At 68.6% G+C, this 16,349-nt stretch carries 19 protein-coding genes and 1 tRNA gene; 6 read left to right on the top strand and 14 right to left on the bottom strand.

The window, feature by feature from the left end; translation table 11 throughout:
• Positions 1 to 9 precede the first annotated feature (9 nt).
• From OPU67_RS14410 to ahcY, 4 genes are all read right to left on the bottom strand, one after another.
• Positions 10 to 996 (bottom strand): aminoglycoside phosphotransferase family protein, encoded by a 987-nt coding sequence (locus tag OPU67_RS14410; protein WP_267620848.1) that lies wholly within the window; start codon positions 994 to 996, stop codon positions 10 to 12.
• Positions 993 to 1,457 (bottom strand): tRNA (adenosine(37)-N6)-threonylcarbamoyltransferase complex ATPase subunit type 1 TsaE, encoded by a 465-nt coding sequence (tsaE, locus tag OPU67_RS14415; RefSeq protein ID WP_267620850.1) that lies wholly within the window; start codon positions 1,455 to 1,457, stop codon positions 993 to 995. Before tsaE ends, OPU67_RS14410 begins: the two co-directional genes overlap by 4 nt.
• Positions 1,454 to 3,814: a PAS domain-containing sensor histidine kinase gene (locus OPU67_RS14420; protein WP_267620852.1), complete on the bottom strand. Its 2,361-nt coding sequence runs from the start codon at positions 3,812 to 3,814 to the stop codon at positions 1,454 to 1,456. The genes tsaE and OPU67_RS14420 overlap by 4 nt, the downstream gene beginning before the upstream one ends.
• Positions 3,815 to 3,915: 101 nt before the next feature.
• Positions 3,916 to 5,340, bottom strand: coding sequence for an adenosylhomocysteinase (ahcY, locus tag OPU67_RS14425; protein ID WP_267620854.1), 1,425 nt, complete (start codon positions 5,338 to 5,340; stop codon positions 3,916 to 3,918).
• A gap of 185 nt (positions 5,341 to 5,525) precedes the next feature.
• On the opposite strand from ahcY, the gene OPU67_RS14430 reads away from it, so the two are divergent.
• Positions 5,526 to 6,005, top strand: a complete 480-nt coding sequence (locus OPU67_RS14430) for a peroxiredoxin (RefSeq protein WP_267620856.1) — start codon at positions 5,526 to 5,528, stop codon at positions 6,003 to 6,005.
• Between the two features lie 45 nt (positions 6,006 to 6,050).
• Here the strand turns inward: OPU67_RS14430 and OPU67_RS14435 are convergent, their stop codons facing one another.
• The 4 genes from OPU67_RS14435 to folE form a co-directional block, all read right to left on the bottom strand.
• Positions 6,051 to 6,737 carry a cytochrome b/b6 domain-containing protein gene (locus OPU67_RS14435; protein ID WP_267620858.1) on the bottom strand — a complete coding sequence of 229 codons (687 nt, stop codon included), beginning with the start codon at positions 6,735 to 6,737 and terminating at the stop codon, positions 6,051 to 6,053.
• 1 nt (position 6,738) lies between these two features.
• Entirely contained in the window at positions 6,739 to 7,248 is a 510-nt protein-coding gene (locus OPU67_RS14440) for a c-type cytochrome (RefSeq protein ID WP_267620859.1), read from the bottom strand.
• Between the two features lie 129 nt (positions 7,249 to 7,377).
• Positions 7,378 to 7,821 carry a hypothetical protein gene (locus OPU67_RS14445; RefSeq protein ID WP_267620860.1) on the bottom strand — a complete coding sequence of 148 codons (444 nt, stop codon included), beginning with the start codon at positions 7,819 to 7,821 and terminating at the stop codon, positions 7,378 to 7,380.
• Between the two features lie 144 nt (positions 7,822 to 7,965).
• Positions 7,966 to 8,592 carry a GTP cyclohydrolase I FolE gene (gene folE / locus OPU67_RS14450; RefSeq protein WP_267620861.1) on the bottom strand — a complete coding sequence of 209 codons (627 nt, stop codon included), beginning with the start codon at positions 8,590 to 8,592 and terminating at the stop codon, positions 7,966 to 7,968.
• Positions 8,593 to 8,803: 211 nt separating this feature from the next.
• Here folE and OPU67_RS14455 point away from each other — a divergent pair, with 211 nt between their 5' ends.
• A complete protein-coding gene (locus OPU67_RS14455; RefSeq protein WP_267620862.1) occupies positions 8,804 to 9,193 on the top strand; it encodes a metallopeptidase family protein in 390 nt (129 codons plus the stop codon).
• 65 nt (positions 9,194 to 9,258) lie between these two features.
• Here OPU67_RS14455 and OPU67_RS14460 read toward each other — a convergent pair.
• Together OPU67_RS14460 and OPU67_RS14465 are read right to left on the bottom strand one after the other, a co-directional pair.
• Positions 9,259 to 9,335 (bottom strand) — tRNA-Arg (locus OPU67_RS14460).
• A 60-nt stretch (positions 9,336 to 9,395) separates the two neighbouring features.
• Positions 9,396 to 9,806: a (deoxy)nucleoside triphosphate pyrophosphohydrolase gene (locus tag OPU67_RS14465; protein WP_267620863.1), complete on the bottom strand. Its 411-nt coding sequence runs from the start codon at positions 9,804 to 9,806 to the stop codon at positions 9,396 to 9,398.
• Positions 9,807 to 9,904: 98 nt separating this feature from the next.
• On the opposite strand from OPU67_RS14465, the gene OPU67_RS14470 reads away from it, so the two are divergent.
• The 4 genes from OPU67_RS14470 to OPU67_RS14485 all read left to right on the top strand — a co-directional run bounded on the left by OPU67_RS14470 (position 9,905) and on the right by OPU67_RS14485 (position 11,168).
• Positions 9,905 to 10,090, top strand: a complete 186-nt coding sequence (locus OPU67_RS14470; RefSeq protein WP_267620864.1) for a Flp family type IVb pilin — start codon at positions 9,905 to 9,907, stop codon at positions 10,088 to 10,090.
• Between the two features lie 111 nt (positions 10,091 to 10,201).
• Positions 10,202 to 10,378, top strand: a complete 177-nt coding sequence (locus OPU67_RS14475) for a Flp family type IVb pilin (RefSeq protein ID WP_267620865.1) — start codon at positions 10,202 to 10,204, stop codon at positions 10,376 to 10,378.
• Positions 10,379 to 10,603: 225 nt separating this feature from the next.
• Positions 10,604 to 10,780, top strand: coding sequence for a Flp family type IVb pilin (locus OPU67_RS14480; protein ID WP_267620866.1), 177 nt, complete (start codon positions 10,604 to 10,606; stop codon positions 10,778 to 10,780).
• A gap of 208 nt (positions 10,781 to 10,988) precedes the next feature.
• A complete protein-coding gene (locus tag OPU67_RS14485) occupies positions 10,989 to 11,168 on the top strand; it encodes a Flp family type IVb pilin (RefSeq protein ID WP_267620867.1) in 180 nt (59 codons plus the stop codon).
• A gap of 37 nt (positions 11,169 to 11,205) precedes the next feature.
• On the opposite strand, the gene OPU67_RS14490 is transcribed toward OPU67_RS14485, so the two are convergent.
• From OPU67_RS14490 to OPU67_RS14505, 4 genes are all read right to left on the bottom strand, one after another.
• Positions 11,206 to 12,681: a M48 family metalloprotease gene (locus OPU67_RS14490; protein ID WP_267620868.1), complete on the bottom strand. Its 1,476-nt coding sequence runs from the start codon at positions 12,679 to 12,681 to the stop codon at positions 11,206 to 11,208.
• 105 nt (positions 12,682 to 12,786) lie between these two features.
• Positions 12,787 to 13,731: an acetyl-CoA carboxylase carboxyltransferase subunit alpha gene (locus tag OPU67_RS14495; protein ID WP_267620869.1), complete on the bottom strand. Its 945-nt coding sequence runs from the start codon at positions 13,729 to 13,731 to the stop codon at positions 12,787 to 12,789.
• A 10-nt stretch (positions 13,732 to 13,741) separates the two neighbouring features.
• Positions 13,742 to 14,629 (bottom strand): tyrosine recombinase, encoded by an 888-nt coding sequence (locus OPU67_RS14500; RefSeq protein ID WP_267620870.1) that lies wholly within the window; start codon positions 14,627 to 14,629, stop codon positions 13,742 to 13,744.
• On the bottom strand, positions 14,629 to 16,349 hold a 1,721-nt coding region (locus OPU67_RS14505; RefSeq protein ID WP_267620871.1), incomplete at its 5' end, for a hypothetical protein. The genes OPU67_RS14500 and OPU67_RS14505, both read right to left, overlap by 1 nt.

Raw genomic sequence — 16,349 nt, forward strand, 5'->3', positions numbered from 1 at the left:
GCGGGTTCCTCATGAGAGGCCTCCGTTCGCGGCGCGCAGGGCCTCGGGGATGTTGGCGTCGAACCACCGCGCGACCGGTTCGAGCGCAGGATGCGCCAGATCGCGTTCGAGCGCGGCCCAGACGCGCGGGATCATCGCGAGGTAGCGCGGCTTGCCGTCGCGGGCATTCAGCCGGGTGAAGATGCCCACGATCTTGGCGTTCCGCTGCGCGCCGAGCGTGGCATAGGCGGCGAGGAAATCGTCGTCCGTGCCGCCGATCGCCTGGCTGTAGTGCAGCAGCATCGCCGTCTCCAGATGCACATCGACGTCGCGCCGCGCGTCCTGGAGCAGCGAGACGAGATCATAGGCGGGGTGTCCGACGAGCGCGTCCTGGAAGTCGATCAGGCCTTGCGGGGCGGTCGCCTTGCCGCCGAGCAGCATGATGTTCTCGGCATGATAGTCGCGCAGCACTGTGACGCCGGGGCTCTGGCGGGCGATGACGGGGGCAAGCACCTTGCCCCAGGCGGCGGCATAGCCCTCGGCGTCCACGGCGAGGCCCTGCGCCGGGCACCACCACTCGGCGAGCAATGCCGCCTCGCGTTGGTACACCGCCATGTCGTAGGGCGCGAAAGGCCCCGGCGGCAGACGGTGGAGCGCGGCGAGGGCATCGACGGCGGCCTCGTAAGCGGCGCGCTCCTCGCCCGGATGAAGGTCGAGCCAGTCGCGCATCCGGTCGTTGCCGAAGTCCTCGGTCAGCACCCAGCCTGCTTGCGGCTCCGAGGCAAAGATCGCGGGCGCGCGCATCGCGTGTGCGTTCAGCCAATGCGCGACATCGAGGAAGGGCTGGGGGTCCTCGTGCGGCGGGGGCGCGTGCATCAGCATCGCGCTTTCGCCCGCACCGCGCAGGAGGCGGAAATAGCGCCGGAACGACGCGTCGCCCGGAAGCGGCTGGACCTCGGCATCGGCCCAGCCGGCGCCCGCGACAAATTCGGCAAGTCCCTGCGGCAGTTCGCTCATGGCAAGCGCCCTAGCCAATCCGCCCCGCCCCGGGCAATCGCAATCCGCCCCCCTTCCCCGCTTTCGCCGACAGGTTCGAGCGCGATGGCAAGACACCCCGGTTCATGCCCGAAACCGCCCGCGTGATCGGGCCACTCCGCGATCAGCACCGCGCCTTCGCGATACTCGTCGAGCCCGATCTCGGCGAGTTCGCCCGGGTCCTCGAGGCGGTAGAAATCGGCGTGGACCACGGGCAGCCGGAGCGGCGGCGCAGCATAGGTCTCGATGATCGTGAAGGTCGGCGAGGGCACCTCGCCCTCGTGTCCCAAGGCAGCCAGGATCGCGCGGGCGAGCGTCGTCTTGCCCGCGCCCAGCCCGCCTTCCAGCGCCACGACATCACCCGGACGCAGGGCGGCGGCGATGCGCGCGCCGTAGCCGGTCATCGCGGCGAGATCCGGCAGGCTCTCGCGCGCTTCGCTCACGGCAGCCGGATGATCGCGGTGGTGCCCGCGCCCTTGCGGCTGACGATCTCGAGCGTGCCGTCGTGCGCGGCGATGAGCTGGCGCGCGAGCGGGATGCCGAGCCCGGTGCGCCGCTCGGGCGCGCCCTCGCCGCCCGGCTTCAGCCCGCCTAGCGCGCGCGCCAGCTCCTGCGAGCTCATCCCCCGGCCATTGTCGGCGATGGTGATCTCGAGCCCGTGCCCCGCCCCCTCCGCCGCCCGCTTGATCTCGATCACGATCCGCCCACCTTCGGGGGTGTGTGCGACGGCATTGTCGAGAAGGTTGCCCATCGCCCGGCCCATCTGCCGCGGGTCCGCCTCGATCACCCGGCCCCGGCGGCCCTTGAGATCGAGGCTGAGCCCGGCGGCGATGATCGCCGCCTCGCGCTCGCGAACCAGCGCGGTGAGGAAGTCGAGCACGTCGAGGCGTTCCTTGCGGATCGGCAGGAGCCCCGCCTCGGACTGCGACAGGTCGAGCACGTTCTCGACCTGCTCAGTGAGACGCTCGACCGCGGCGAGGATCGCGTCGACATATTCGCCCGCCGCCGCAGGATCGCTGGCCGCCCCGCTCTTCAGAAGCTCGGCATAGCCGCCGATGGTGGTGAGCGGCGTGCGGAATTCGTAGCTCATGTTGGCGAGGAACCTGGCCTTGACGGCGTCGGCCTCCTCCAGCGCCTCGGCGCGCTCGCGAAGGGCCTGCTCGGCCTTCTGCGAGGCGGTGATGTCGAGCACGGTGAGGAGGCCATTGCCGTCGGGCAGCGGGATGCCGGCAAAGCGCAGGGTGCGCCCGTCGGCGAGCTCCACGCGGCCCTCCTTCTCGCGCCGGTCGAGCGTCGCCGCGCGCACCGCCGCGCCGATAAGGCTTGCCTCCTCGGGGTTGACGAGGTTGCGCCCGATCGCGCTCAGCAGTTCATCGGCGCTGGGGTGCTGGTCGAGCAATTCGCTGGACAGTCCCCAGGTGCCCGCAAAGCTGCGGTTCCAGAGCTGCACCGAGCCGTCCGGGGCAAAGATCGCCAGCGCCTCGAACAGGCTGTCGAGCGTCGCCGTGCGGGTGCGCAGCAGGGTGTCGCGGACGGCGGACAGGGCAAGGCTCTCGGTCCGGTCTTCGGTGATGAGCACGAGGCCGCCGTCGGGCATCGGCTGGGCGACGACGCGCAGGTGCGTGCCGCCCGGCAGCGGCCAGGGCTCCTCCACGGATTCGCGCAGGGCGAACCACTGGGTCCGCTCGCGCCGCCACTCCGGAAAGTCGCGGACCTCGGGCGTGCGCCGGCGTTCGCGCGCCTCGGCGAGGAAGCGATCAAAGGGCGTGTGCGCCTCGACCGCATCGTCGGTCAGGCTGAACAGGCGGCGGAAGGGGCGGTTGGCGAAGGTCAGGCGTTCATCCGCATCGAACAGCGCCACCCCCACCGAAAGCTGGTCGATCAGCGCGCGGGTTGCCTCGCGGAAGGCGCGGAACTCGCGCTCGACCTGCTGCTGCTCCTCGATGTCGATGGCATAGCCCGCAACGCCCTCCTGCCCCAGCGGCAGGTCGCTCACCCTAAGGGTGCGGCGCGCGCCATGGATGGTCGAGGCGGTGATCCGCTCCGAGGCGTTCTGGCTCTGGAGGCTCGCGCGGGCCACGTCGGCGGGCGAGCGGCCCTCCTCGGTCTCGAGCAGCTCGATCTGGCCCTGCACCACCTCGGCCGCGCTCACCGCGCCGACCGCATCGACATAGGCCTGGTTGACGAGCTGGAGCTTGAGGTCCGCATCCCGGAACCACATCGGCATGGGCGCCGCCTCGATCAGGCCGACGAGCGCGGCGAAATCGCCCGTGGCCCGCGCGGCGGCGGCGCGCAGGCGGGCCATCTCGGCATGGCTCTCCGTGAAGTCGAAGACCCACACCAGCGCCGCTCCGCCCGGCGAGACCTGCGGATCGGCGAGCGTGCCGTAGAGCGCGAGGCTGCGCTGCGAGCCCGGCAGGTTGATCGCCATGCGGAACGGCGCGGCGCTTTTCTGGGTGGTCTGGATCTTCGTCCACAGCTGGTCGAGCTGCGCCTGCGCCAACCCGCCCGCCTTCGGATTGCCGGCGGGGGCGGCGAGTTCCGACAGGTAGCGCGGCATCCCGCTCAGCCCGAGCATCCGGGCGAGCCGCTCCGAAGCTTCGATTCGCCCGTCGACCCGCACCAGCAGCGGAAGCGCGGGGGCGACGTCGAGGAGGGTCTGCATCCGCTTCAGGCTGGTGCGCATCGCCTTGGCGCGCTTGACGCTGCGGTTGGCGCGCAGGACGACGATCGCCGCCCCCACCGTCCACGCGGCGAGGACGATCGCGATCAGCACCAGCGAGAGAGGCGTCACGTCCATCGGTCAACCGCTATGCGCAGGCCGGCCCGAGCGCAACGGGGGAGAACCCGCCCGCCCCCAGCCCCGTGAGAATACGGGCTGGGGCGGACGGATTGCATGGCTTAGTAGCGGTAGTGGTCGGGCTTGAACGGGCCGGCCTGCGGCACGCCGATGTAGCTGGCCTGCTTCTGGCTCAGCTGGGTGAGCTGCACACCAAGCTTGGCGAGGTGCAGCGCAGCGACCTTCTCGTCGAGATGCTTGGGCAGGACGTAGACGTCATTCTCGTATTCGTCCGCCTTGGTGAACAGCTCGATCTGAGCCAGCGTCTGGTTGGTGAAGCTCGCGCTCATCACGAAGCTCGGGTGGCCGGTGGCGCAGCCGAGGTTCACGAGGCGGCCCTTGGCGAGAATGATGATCGACTTGCCGTCGGGGAAGGTGACGAGGTCGGTGCCTTCCTTGATTTCCTTCCACTCGTAGTTGGAAAGCGCGGCGATCTGGATCTCGCTGTCGAAGTGGCCGATATTGCACACGATCGCCATCGGCTTCATCGCCATCATGTGGTCGGCGGTGATGACGTCCTCGTTGCCGGTCGCGGTGACGAAGATGTCGGCGCGTTTCACGGCCTCTTCCATGGTGACGACCTCGAAGCCGTCCATCGCCGCCTGCAGCGCGCAGATCGGATCGATCTCGGTCACCATCACGCGGGCGCCGCCGTCGCGCAGCGAAGCCGCCGAGCCCTTGCCAACGTCACCGTAACCGGCGACGCAGGCGACCTTGCCGGCCAGCATCACGTCGGTCGCGCGGCGGATCGCGTCGACCAGCGATTCCTTGCAGCCGTAGAGGTTGTCGAACTTCGACTTGGTCACGCTGTCGTTCACGTTAATCGCCGGGAAGGGGAGCTTGCCCTGCTTGGCGATCTGGTAGAGGCGCATCACGCCCGTGGTGGTCTCTTCCGAGACGCCCTTGATCGCCTTCACCGTCTTGGTGAGGTAGCCGGGCTTTGCGGCGATGAAGGCCTTGAGCGCGCGCTGGAATTCGATTTCCTCGGCGTTGGTCGGCTCACCCATCTCCTCGCCCGCCTCAAGGCGCGCGCCCCAGAGCGCGAACATGGTGGCATCGCCGCCATCGTCGAGGATCATGTTGGCGGTGAGGTCCGGATCGGCTTCCGACGACCAGTCGAAGATGCGGCCGACGTAGTCCCAGTAATCGGCCAGCGTCTCGCCCTTGATCGCGAACACCGGAATGCCGCGCGCGGCGATCGCGGCGGCGGCGTGGTCCTGCGTCGAGAAGATGTTGCAGGTCGCCCAGCGCACTTCCGCGCCCAGCGCCACAAGGGTCTCGATCAGCACCGCGGTCTGGATCGTCATGTGGAGCGAGCCGGTGATGCGCGCGCCCTTCAGCGGCTGCGAGGCGCCATATTCCTCGCGCAGCGCCATCAGGCCGGGCATCTCGGTCTCGGCGATCATGATCTCGTCGCGGCCGAACTGGGCGAGCGCGATGTCCTTGATGACGTATTCGGTGGTCGGGGTGGCAGCGAGAGTGGCCATGTGCGTGTCTCCTGGGGACAAATCCGGTCCGGCGAGCGACCTGCGCCCGCCTCGTGCGCCTGCCCCTAGCGGCACATCCGCGCCGGGGCAATATAAACTTATCTTTATATGTGTAATCGTTGCCCGCCCGTCGCAAGGCGCTATAGAGGCGCGCATCAAGTTCCACGCAGAAGGACGCACATCTCATGACCATTTCCGTTGGCGACAAGATCCCCGAAGTCACCCTGATCAAGGCAACCGCCGAGGGCCCGCAGGCGGTCAAGTCCTCCGAATACTTCGCAGGCAAAAAGGTCGCGCTGTTCTCGGTCCCCGGCGCCTTCACCCCGACCTGCTCGGCCAAGCACCTCCCCGGCTTCGTCGAGAAGGCCGAAGATCTGAAGGCCAAGGGCATCGACGAGATCGTCGGCACCGCCGTCAACGATGCCTTCGTGATGGGCGCCTGGAACAAGGCGCAAGGGTCGGACGACATCACCATGCTCGCCGACGGCAATGCCGATTTCGTCAAGGCGGTGGGCCTCACGATGGACGGCTCGGGCTTCGGCATGGGCACCCGCGGCCAGCGCTTCTCGATGGTGATCAACGACGGCGTGGTCGAACAGCTCAACGTCGAGGAGCCGGGCGACTTCCGCGTCTCGAGCGCGGATCACCTGCTCGGCCAGCTCTGATCGGATCGGTCCTCCCCGACGCGCGGGCGGCGGGGAGGATCACCATCACGTCAGGGGCGGTGCGCCCTGCGAAAGCCAATAGGCCAATCCGGCTGCAAGGCCGCAGGCGAGCAGCCCCCTCCCCCACGGCACCGGGCCGATCCCCGCCACCCCAGGCATCGGCGGGCGGGCGCCTCCCACCATCGGGCTCAGGAGATCATCGCCCCGCACCGCGTAGAAGGTGATCGCGGCGAGGTGCAGCGCGATCAAAGCCACGATCGCCCAGAACCACGTCTCGTGCAGCTCGGTCAGCCTGTCCGCCATCGTCACGCCGACGAGCGCATTGAGCGGGCCCGTCGCCCCGTCGAAGGGATCGCCCGCGAACAGCCCGAGGCTGACCTGCAGCAGCAGCGCGCCCAGCAAGGCGAGCGTGCTCCACCCGCCGAGCGGCGAGTGCCCGATGCTCGCCTTGTCCGCACCCCCGCGCAGATAGGCGAGCACCGCGCGCGGCCCTTTCACGAACTGCGCAAAGCGCGCCGTCTCGGGCCCGAGAAAGCCCCACAAGATGCGGAACGCGAGCAGGCCCAGCAGCACCAGACCGAGCTGCTTGTGCAGCGCCCACTTGCTGTTCTCCGCCGTCCACCATAGCGCCGGGATCAGCAGCGGAAAGCTCCAGTGGGTGAGCCGCAGCAGCGGGTCCCAGACGCGCACGTCGGGCGGCAGCGGCGCGCGCGGCGCCGGAACTTCGCTCACCCTACTTCGCCGGAAGCCGGAACTGGTCGTGGCAGCCCTTGCACGCGCCGCCCAACGCCATCGCCTGCGCCGCCACCGCCTGCTTGTTGCGCGTGGCCGCGGCGGTCTTGAGCTTGCCGCTCTCGTCGACCAGCTTCTGCGCGGCCGCCTTGAAGGCATCGGGCTTGCTCCAGATCGCCGGGAGCGCTTCGGTCTTGATGCCGCTGGCGGTGCTGGTGCCAGCGGGGAACAGCCCGCCGACCCTGCGCGCGCGCGCATTGATGTCCCCGGCCTTGGCGGCGATCAGCGCGTAATCGGGACTATCTTTCTCGAGCTCGCCGCGCACCGCCTTGAAGGCGCCGCCGATCGCCTTGAAATTCTCCTGACGTTCGGTGACCTTCGCCAGCGCCGCCGCGCTCGGCTTGGCCTGGCCCTGAGCTACGGCCCGGTCGGCCAGGCCAGCAGAGGCCGCAGACAGCACACCTGCAAGGGCGGCGGCGGTGAGCAGGCGTGGGGCAGTTGTGCGCAGCATAGGGGCAGCTCCTTCGGTCGATTTCCTGTCGATCCCGATAGGGAGGCTATCGTTTCCGCACCCGATCGCAAGCACGAAAAAGGGGCGCCGCCCTGCGGCAGCGCCCCGCATTTCGCAATCCGCGCGCGATCAGCCGCGGTTGGTGGCGGTGTCGGCCTCGGCGACGAGCGCCGCGCGATCCTTCTCGACCAGTGCCATCAGCGCCGCGCGCACCTTGTCGCTGCGTGCATCGACGAGGTTGTCGAGCGCTTCGGGCGCGGTCGGGCACCAGCCCGGACGCGAACCGCCGGCGACATCGTCACTCGACAGGGTGCGGCGCGAGTTCAGCACCGTGCCGACCTTGGCGACCCGCTCGACATCGAGCGAGGCGGTCCACTGGCAACGCAGCGTGCTCGGGCGACCGGCGACGCCGGCGGCGCCGACCTGCTTCGTCTCCACCTTGATCGCACCGCGATAATCGGCCGCGATCGGGCCGGCGGCGTGGTCGATCACCACTTCATGTTCAAGAGCAAGCGCGGGCGAAGCGAGCCCGGCGCCAAACGCCAAGCCTGCAAGCACGAACTTCTTCATCATCGATTCTCCTGCTTGTGTCCCGACCCATGCGACCAATCCCACACCGTCGATAACAGCGCGAATCGATTTCTCCAAGGCCAGATGATGCCTTTTTAACACATGCAAGACAATTTTTCAATTCTCGAATATTCGTGTATTCGCAGATCAATAGCCCATCAGGCTCATGACCTCCTTGCGGCTGCGATGATCCTCGAGGAAGCAGCCGAGGATGCGGCTGGTCACCATGCCCACACCGTGGGTCTTGACGCCGCGTCCGGTCATGCAACCGTGCTCGGCCTCGATCACGACCGCGACACCGTGCGGATCGAGGTGATCCCAGATGCACTGCGCCACCTCTGCCGTGAGACGCTCCTGGATCTGCAACCGGTTGGCATAGCCGTGCAGCACGCGGGCGAGCTTGGAAATGCCCACCACCTTGTTGCGCGGCAGGTAGGCGATCGCGGCCTTGCCGGTGATCGGTGCCATGTGGTGTTCGCAATGCGACTGGAACGGAATGTCCTTCAGAAGCACGATCTCGTCATAGCCGCCCACTTCGGTGAACTGGCGGGTGAGATGGATGGCCGGGTCTTCCTTGTAGCCCTGGCAATATTCGAGCCACGCGCGCCCCACGCGCTTGGGCGTGTCGAGCAGGCCTTCGCGGGCCGGATCGTCGCCGGCGAAGCGAATCAGCGTGCGGATCGCCTCCTGCACCTCCTCCGGCACCTCGGGCTTGCCGAGCGGGTTTTCCGGATCGAAGGCCTCGTCGTGATCGTGAGCGGCGATGTAATTCATGGTCCCTTGTCTTTCTTCCCTCTTCGGCACGCTCGGTGCCCCCCGGTTGTTTTCGCGTGTCGTTCCCGAGTGACGTCAACCACCCTGGCCGTTGCACGTTCCCTAAAGATACGCGCGTTGCGCGGGAAGGATGCTCTCCCCATCTTGGCCCAAGGTAGTGGCGCGGGCCGGCAATTCATCCCCCGCCGGCGAACAAGGGAGCACGAGGCACTTGCGCGAACCGACGACAGGCGACTTCGAGGCCGAGGCGCTGGGCGTGATCGCCCGGCTTCCCGAGGTGTTCCGCCGCGAGCTGGCCGGCGTGGTGCTGCGCGTCGAGGAATTTGCCACCGGCGAGCAGCTGGACTCGCTCGGCATCGCGGACCCGTGGGAGCTGACCGGGCTCTACGAGGGCGTGGCGCTCACCGAGCGCAGCCAATGGGACAGCGACGGCCTGCCGCCGGTCATCACCCTGTTCCGCCAGCCGCTGCTCGCCGAGATGGAGGAGACCGGCGTCGGCTTCGCGGCGTTGATCCGCCATGTGGTCATCCACGAGGCGGGCCATCATTTCGGCCTGTCCGACGAGGATATGCACGCACTCGAGGACAGCGTCGGGGATTGAGCCGGCGCGAATCAGTGTGCCAGAACCGACAACGCCCGCCCCTCGTTACGAGGAGCGGGCGTTGTTGGCGCACCCGAAAGGATTCGAACCTCTGACCCCCAGATTCGTAGTCTGGTGCTCTATCCAGCTGAGCTACGGGTGCGCGCTGAGGGGCGCCCAATAGGGGGGGCGTTCCGGCTTGGCAAGGCCCTTTCGCGCGCTGTCAGCGATTTTGGAACAGCCTTTCCGACAGGGCGACGTCGAGCGGCGGTCGCGGCAAGGCGAGCGCCTCGGCCGGAGTGAACCAGCCCACCGCCCCGCCCTCGAGCGCCTGTGGTTCGCCCTCCCAGGCTGCGAGCGTGTAAAGCAGGATGACAAGTCGCTGACCCTGCGCGCCAGCCGGACCTTCCGCAAATCCGGCGGGCGTGCAATGGTCGGCCCGGCACCGGATGCCGAGCTCCTCCTGCAGCTCGCGGATAAGAGATTCCACAGGCATTTCCGTGGGTTCCACCTTGCCGCCGGGGAACTCCCAGAGGCCCGCATGGGCCTTACCCTCGGGCCGGCGATGCATCAGCCAGCACCCGTCGCCACGGTGCAGCGCTCCGGCGACGACGGGTATCCATGCCGATGTCATGTCGGATTTCTTTCCAAGCTTGCCGCGCTCGTCAACGAATTCTTAACCGGCCTAACGGATTCTATGCGCGTCAAACCGAAAAGATAGGGGCGATCCCGGTGTTGTCGAATATCGCGAAAGATCTCGTGGACGACACGTCGGGTGCGACCGCCATCGAGTACGGTCTGATCCTTGCCCTCATCGCGATCGCCATCATCGCTTCTGTACAGAACGTGGCGGATACGACGATCGCGATGTGGAACATGGTAACAAACCGAAGTGTCAGTGCCATGAGCGGGGCCTGAAAATCTCCGATCCGGATTAGGAATTTCTCAATAGGTGCTGATCTAGAGACCACTACAGCCCACCGTGACACAGGGGGGCCTCGGGTATCGAAGACCAACAGGAGACCAGACATGACTTTCTTCAAGAACCTCGTCCGTGACGAACAGGGCGCCACCGCCATCGAATACGGCCTTATCGCCGCTCTGATCGCCGTCGCCGCGATCACCGCCATGAGCACGCTGGGCACCACCCTCTCGGGTACCTTCAGCAACGTGAACACCAAGATGACCCCGGGCGTGACCGCGTAATCACGCGATCAGCTATGAGAATTGCGGCGGGGACCACAAATCCCCGCCGTTTTTCTTCCAGGATCATGTCCCGAACAAGACCGCTTTAAAACAGACGGAGAAACTGGTCGGCACCGGAAATGCAAGGGTGTCGCACGACAAGGCGGATCAGCCAGTGGCACGAGGGGCAACCCGACGGCCGTCTGGGGGGACACGACTGATCCACAAGCAAGTCGGAGACCAGACATGACCTTGATCAAGAAACTCGCGATTGACGAGCAGGGCGCCACCGCCATCGAGTACGGCCTCATCGCCGCGCTCATCGCGGTTGCCGCCATCACCGCCATGAGCAACCTTGGCACCACGGTGAGCGGTACGTTCAGCAACGTTCGCACCAAGATGCAGCCCGGCGTCACCGCCTGAGCATCACCATCCTTCAAGACATCATCATTCGGACGGCGGGGAGCGATCCTCGCCGTTTCGTTTTGAGCGATGCGCGCGCGGCGCGCAACCCGGGGCGATCACGGATGACCGGATCGACCAATCCTTACCATATCCGACGTAATCTCCGCATTTGAGCGACCGATCGACGGCCGACCTCACGTGACACGCTTCCTTGCGGAGAACCACCATGATGCTCACCACTGCTCTCTGGCACGATCAGGAGGGAGCCACCGCGATCGAATACGGCCTGATCGCCGCCCTCATCGCCGTCGCCGCGATCACGGCGATGAGCGCGCTCGGCACGACACTCTCAGGCACCTTCAGCAATATCGACAGCAAGATGACCCCGGGCGTGTCAGGCGCCTAGGCCGCGCAGGCCCGCTGCGGCAACGCCGCGCGGGCCATCAACGCGCAGCACGCACCACCAGCTTGACCTTCTGGCCGGGCGTCACCTCTTCGCGGCTACCGAGCGCGTTCAGCACCCGGAAGCGATCCTCCTGCGCGCTGTCGAAAGCCATGCGCCGCGCAAGGCTCGCCACCGTGTCGCCGCGCGCCACGGTGACCACCTGGAGCTTTCTCGGCACCACCGAACCGGCCTCGGACGGGGTGATCCGCCGCATCGAACGGAACATCCCGTCGAAGGTGCCCGCCCGGCCCGCCGGCGCGATCGCGGCGAAGTGGAAGGCCTGGTCGCGGGCGAACTCATAGCCCACCACCACGACATCGACCTGCTGGTTGCCGCTGTTCACCCGCGCGGTCCCGTAGACGGCCTGCAGGCCGTTGATCGTGGTGCGTTGGAGAGCGGTGGGCGCTAGCTGGCTGTTCTGCCCGCCAAGTGCCTGAAACTGCTGGCGCACATAGGTCTCGAGGTTGCCGCTGTAGGCCGCCGTCGTCAGCTGCGCCTGGCCGCCGCCCTGCCCCTGGATGCTCACCGCACGCGTCCCGTTCGTCATGTAGTAGCCCTGCGGCGCGGTGAAGGCGAAGCGCAGGGCCGGGTGGATGAAGGTGCTGCCCTCGATCACCCCCTGCTGCGGATCGTCGCCATAAAGCAGCCCGTCGATCCGGGTGAGGAAGGTGTCGCGGTTGGTGACGCCGCCGCCGTTGCCCGCTTTTTGCAGCGCGCTCTGCACGCGGCTCGCCGGGTCGGGGTGGGTCGAGGCCCAGGCCGGGACGCTCGCATTCTGCCCGGTGAGCCGCGCGTCGAGCGCGTTCTGCGCCGCGAGGCTCGCCAGCACCGTGCCCATCGCCCGCCGGTCATAGCCGGCGCGGGCGAGATACTGGATGCCCAGATCGTCCGCCTGCAATTCCTGCTGACGCGAGAACCGCAGCGTCAGAAGCTGCGAGCCCTCCAGCAAACCGCGCGAAACCGTCTGCCCGATCTGCGAATCTCCTAACAGGATCGAGGAACCGATGGCGCCCAGCACGCCGAGGATCGAATTGCGCGTCGCCGCCTGCTGGCGCCGCTGCGAATGGCGCGCGGCAACATGGCCGACCTCGTGGCCCAGCACCGCGGCAAGCTCGGCTTCGCTGTTCATGAGCGAGACGAGCTGGCGGGTGGTGTAGATATAGCCGCCGGGCACCGCGAAGGCGTTGTTCACCGGCGAATTGAGGAGGCTGACGGTGAAGGCGTCGCGCGCATTGCCGAGGCCGGATTGCACCGCGATGTTCTTGCCGACCTGTTCGACATAGGCGGCCTGCGGACCCGACATCGCGCCGCCGAACTCGGCGAGGAATTGCGGATGATACTGCGCGCCCTGCTGCGCCTCCTGCGGCGTGATCCGCCCGGCGGTCTGCGGCGCCTGGGCCTCGGCCGTCACGCACCCGGCGACTGCCACCGCCGCGATGCCGAAGGCGAGCGCCCTGCGTTTGTTGCGAGCCATCTTCAGTCCCTTTTGCTGCTCGTCCCGTCCTTAGGCACAAACCCTATCGGGATCTTTGATCTGAGCAAGGGCCTGCCTGATCGGACCTTAACTTGGGATGGCCGGTCAGCCGCCGATGGCGAGGAAGCGTTGTTCGCGCGCGGCGATCAGTTGTTCGGCCGAGCCCGTCGCCAGCGTATCGAGCTCCTCGGCCAGCGCAACCGCGAGCATCCGCGCCGCCGCCGCCGGATCGCGATGCGCGCCGCCGACCGGCTCCTTCACGATGCGGTCGATGACGCCGAGACGCTTCAGGTCCTGCGCCGTCACCTTCATCGCCTGCGCCGCATCGGGCGCCTTTTCCGAGGTGCGCCACAGGATCGAGGCGCAGCCTTCGGGGCTGATGACCGAATAGACGGCGTGTTCCAGCATCAGAACCCGGTTGGCGGAGGCGAGCGCCACCGCGCCGCCCGATCCGCCCTCGCCGACGATCGCGGCGACCATCGGCACCTCGAGCGCAAGGCAGGCCTCGGTCGCCCGCGCGATCGCCTCGGCCTGGCCGCGCTCCTCGGCCTCGATCCCGGGGAAGGCGCCCGAGGTGTCGACCAGCGTCACCACCGGGAGGCCGAATCGGCTCGCCATCTGCATCAGGCGGATCGCCTTGCGATAGCCCTCGGGCTTGCCCATGCCGAAATTGTGGGCGATCCGGCTCTTGGTGTCGTTGCCCTTCTCGTGGCCGATCAGCATCACCCGCCGCCCGCCAAGCCGCGCGAAGCCGCCCATGATCGCGAGGTCGTCGCCATAGAGGCGGTCGCCACCCAGCGGCATGAAGTCGGTGAAGGCCTGCGCCACATAGTCGCGGAAATGCGGGCGCTGGGGGTGCCGCGCGACCTGGGTCTTCTGCCACGGCGTCAGCGAGGCATAGGTGCTGGCGATGAGGTCCGCGCTCTTCGCCTCGAGCCGCCCGATCTCTCCGGCGACGTCGACGTCGTGCAGGGCGTTGACACTCCTGAGCTGCGCGATGCGCTCCTCGAGCGCGGCGACGGGCTTCTCGAAATCGAGGTAGGAAATCATCGCAAGGGCGCTAGTCGGATGCGGGCCGGCTTGCAAGCGGGTGGCGGGAATTGACCAGCGCGACAAGCCTCGCGGGCTCGACATGGGTGTAGATCTGGGTGGTGGCGATGTCGGCATGGCCGAGCAGGGTCTGCAGCACGCGCAGGTCCGCCCCGCCCTCCAGCAGATGCGTTGCGAAGGCGTGGCGCAGCACGTGCGGGCTTATCGCGGCAGGATCGAGCCCGGCGCGCGCCGCCAGCGCCTTCAGCAGCTGGAACAGGCGCACGCGGGTGAGGTGCTCGCCCGGCTTGCCAGGGAACAGGTAGCGCGAGAAAGGGACCTGCGGGCGGAGCGTCAGCCACCGCCCCACTGCGTCGAGCGCGCGGCTGCCGACCGGCACCAGCCGCGAGGCGCCGCCCTTGCCCGTCACCGTCAGGAACGGCGCGTCGCGCGGCACGGCGTGGAGCGGCAGGCCGACGAGCTCGCTCGCGCGCAGGCCCGATCCGTAGAGCAGCTCGATCAGCGCCAGCAGGCGCACCGCCTTGGGGTCCTCGCCCGCCGCCTCCATCTCGGCGCGCGCGAACAGCGCAGCGATCTCATCGTGGCCCATCACCTTGGGCAGCGGCCGGCGCAGGCGCGGCTGCGGCAACGCGCCCGAGGGATCGTCGCGCCGCCAGCCCTCGTCGATCGCGAAGCCGAAGAACTGCCGCAATGCCGAAGCCTTGCGCGCAACGCTGGCAGGCGCAAGGCGCGCCCATTCCCCCGCGAGGCTGCCGACCGCATTGCGATCCGCCGCCGCAAGGTCGCCGATCGCCTCCTCGGCCTGCCGAAGGTCGCGGGCGTAGGCGGCGAGCGTGTTGGCAGCCGCCCCGCGCTCGGCGGCGAGCATGGCGAGGAACGCCTCGGTCGCCGCGGACATCAGCCCCGCGCCACAGCCTCGGCGGCGATCATCCGGGCCTCGGCCTCGAGCCCCACGCGGGTCAGCGCGGCGGTGATGTGGTAGAGATGCAGCGGGGTCATCTGCTCCCAGCTCGCGCCCTGCATCCCGAGGCCCGCGAGCAACACCACCAGCGTCGGGTTGCCGACATTGGCGGCGCCGGAAATGGCGCGGGTCCAGCGGGTCTGCCGGGCAAGATCGACCCCGAGGTCGCCGCCCACCGAACTCGCGTCGCTCTCGCTCAGCCGGCCGAGCCCTGCGAGCCCGGCGACGAGAAAGGCGGATTTGCGCTGGCCCGCGCTGTTGTCGTTGCCGACGAAGCTTTCGACCGCGCCTTGCCCCACGCCCTCGCCGCCTGGAGCGGCGAGCGCGATCAGCGCCCAGGCAAGCGAGCCCTCGTCGACCACCCGGCCCCAGCGCACCGCGTTGTTGTCGAGCCCGGCAGCAAGCATCGCGGCGACAAGCTCGCCCGCCTCGCCCGCGTGCGCCGCATTCACGGGAATGCGCGCCGCGGCATAGGCGGTCAGCACCCGCGCGCCATACCCGTCCCCGCCGCCCAGCTTGTCGCCCGCGCCCCACAGGCGCTGCATCGCCGCGATGCGCGCGGCGGGATCGGCGGCAAGATAGGCTTCGCGCAGGGTTGCCGCGTGGGTCTGCGGGTCGCCGCTCGCGGCCGGATCGGCGAAGATCTCCGAATAGAGGTCGACCATCGCGGTCGCGGAGAGGATGCCCTCGCGTGCCGCGCGCCCGGCAAAGCCCGCGCGCTGGGCTGCGGGAAGCATCGGCAGCAGCGCACCGGCGCGGGCGTAGTAAGCCCCGCCGCGCGCTGTGAGCGCCGCATCGAGCAAGTCGCCGGGCACCGGCTCGCCGACCGCATTGGCAAGGCCGAAGCGCCAGGGGTTGAGATCATCGACCCCCTGCCACTCGATCTGCACGCCGCGATTGCCGCGCCCCGCCGCCCCTGCAAAGCGGCGCGCGAGCAGCACGTCGATGCGCGGCGCCACTCCGCGGAACAGCGCCCGGTCGAGCTGCGTCGCCGCCAGCGCCGCCTCGCCCGCATAGGCGTTGCAGATCGCCTGCCACATCTGCCACTCGCCATCCTCGCGCTGCGAGCCCTGGAGCCGCACCGCGGGGCACGCCCCGGTGATGTCGCCGCTCGCCAGATAGGCGGTGAGCGCCTCCTGCGTCAGCGCGGGCGACCAGTTGGCGGTATCGACATCCTGCACCACCGCTCGGGCGAGCGCGAATTCGCCGATGCGGTTGAGCACGCCCGCCCGCAAGGCGGCGAACTCGATCGGGTCCATACCGAGCGGCGCGGCCATGCGGCTGGCGAGCGCACGGCGGAGCAGGATGTGGCCCCAGCGCGAGACCATCTGGTTTTGCGTGCCGTTCAGCACCGCACGCACCAGCTTGTCCGACTGGTTGGCAAGCGCCACCGGCGGCAGCCCGCCCTCGTCCGCCGCCAGCACGCCGACCCGCGTCAGCGCGCGCTGGGCGCCCGGGGGGATGTCGCTCTTGGGCTTGAGCCCGAGCAGCGCGTCGAGCTCGTCGGTCGACATGTTCTCGAGCTGCTCGAGGCTCGGCAGCCGGGCGAGGTCCTCGCGGCTGATGCTCGGCAGCGGGGGGAGCGTCGCGGGGTCGACCGCCACGCCCGGCAGCGGCTGGACGACCGGGCCGCTCGCCGGCGGCGCCGCACCCGGCG

Origin of the sequence: Erythrobacter sp. WG, from assembly GCF_026586795.1 — a bacterium.
In the GTDB taxonomy this organism is placed as follows: domain Bacteria; phylum Pseudomonadota; class Alphaproteobacteria; order Sphingomonadales; family Sphingomonadaceae; genus Erythrobacter.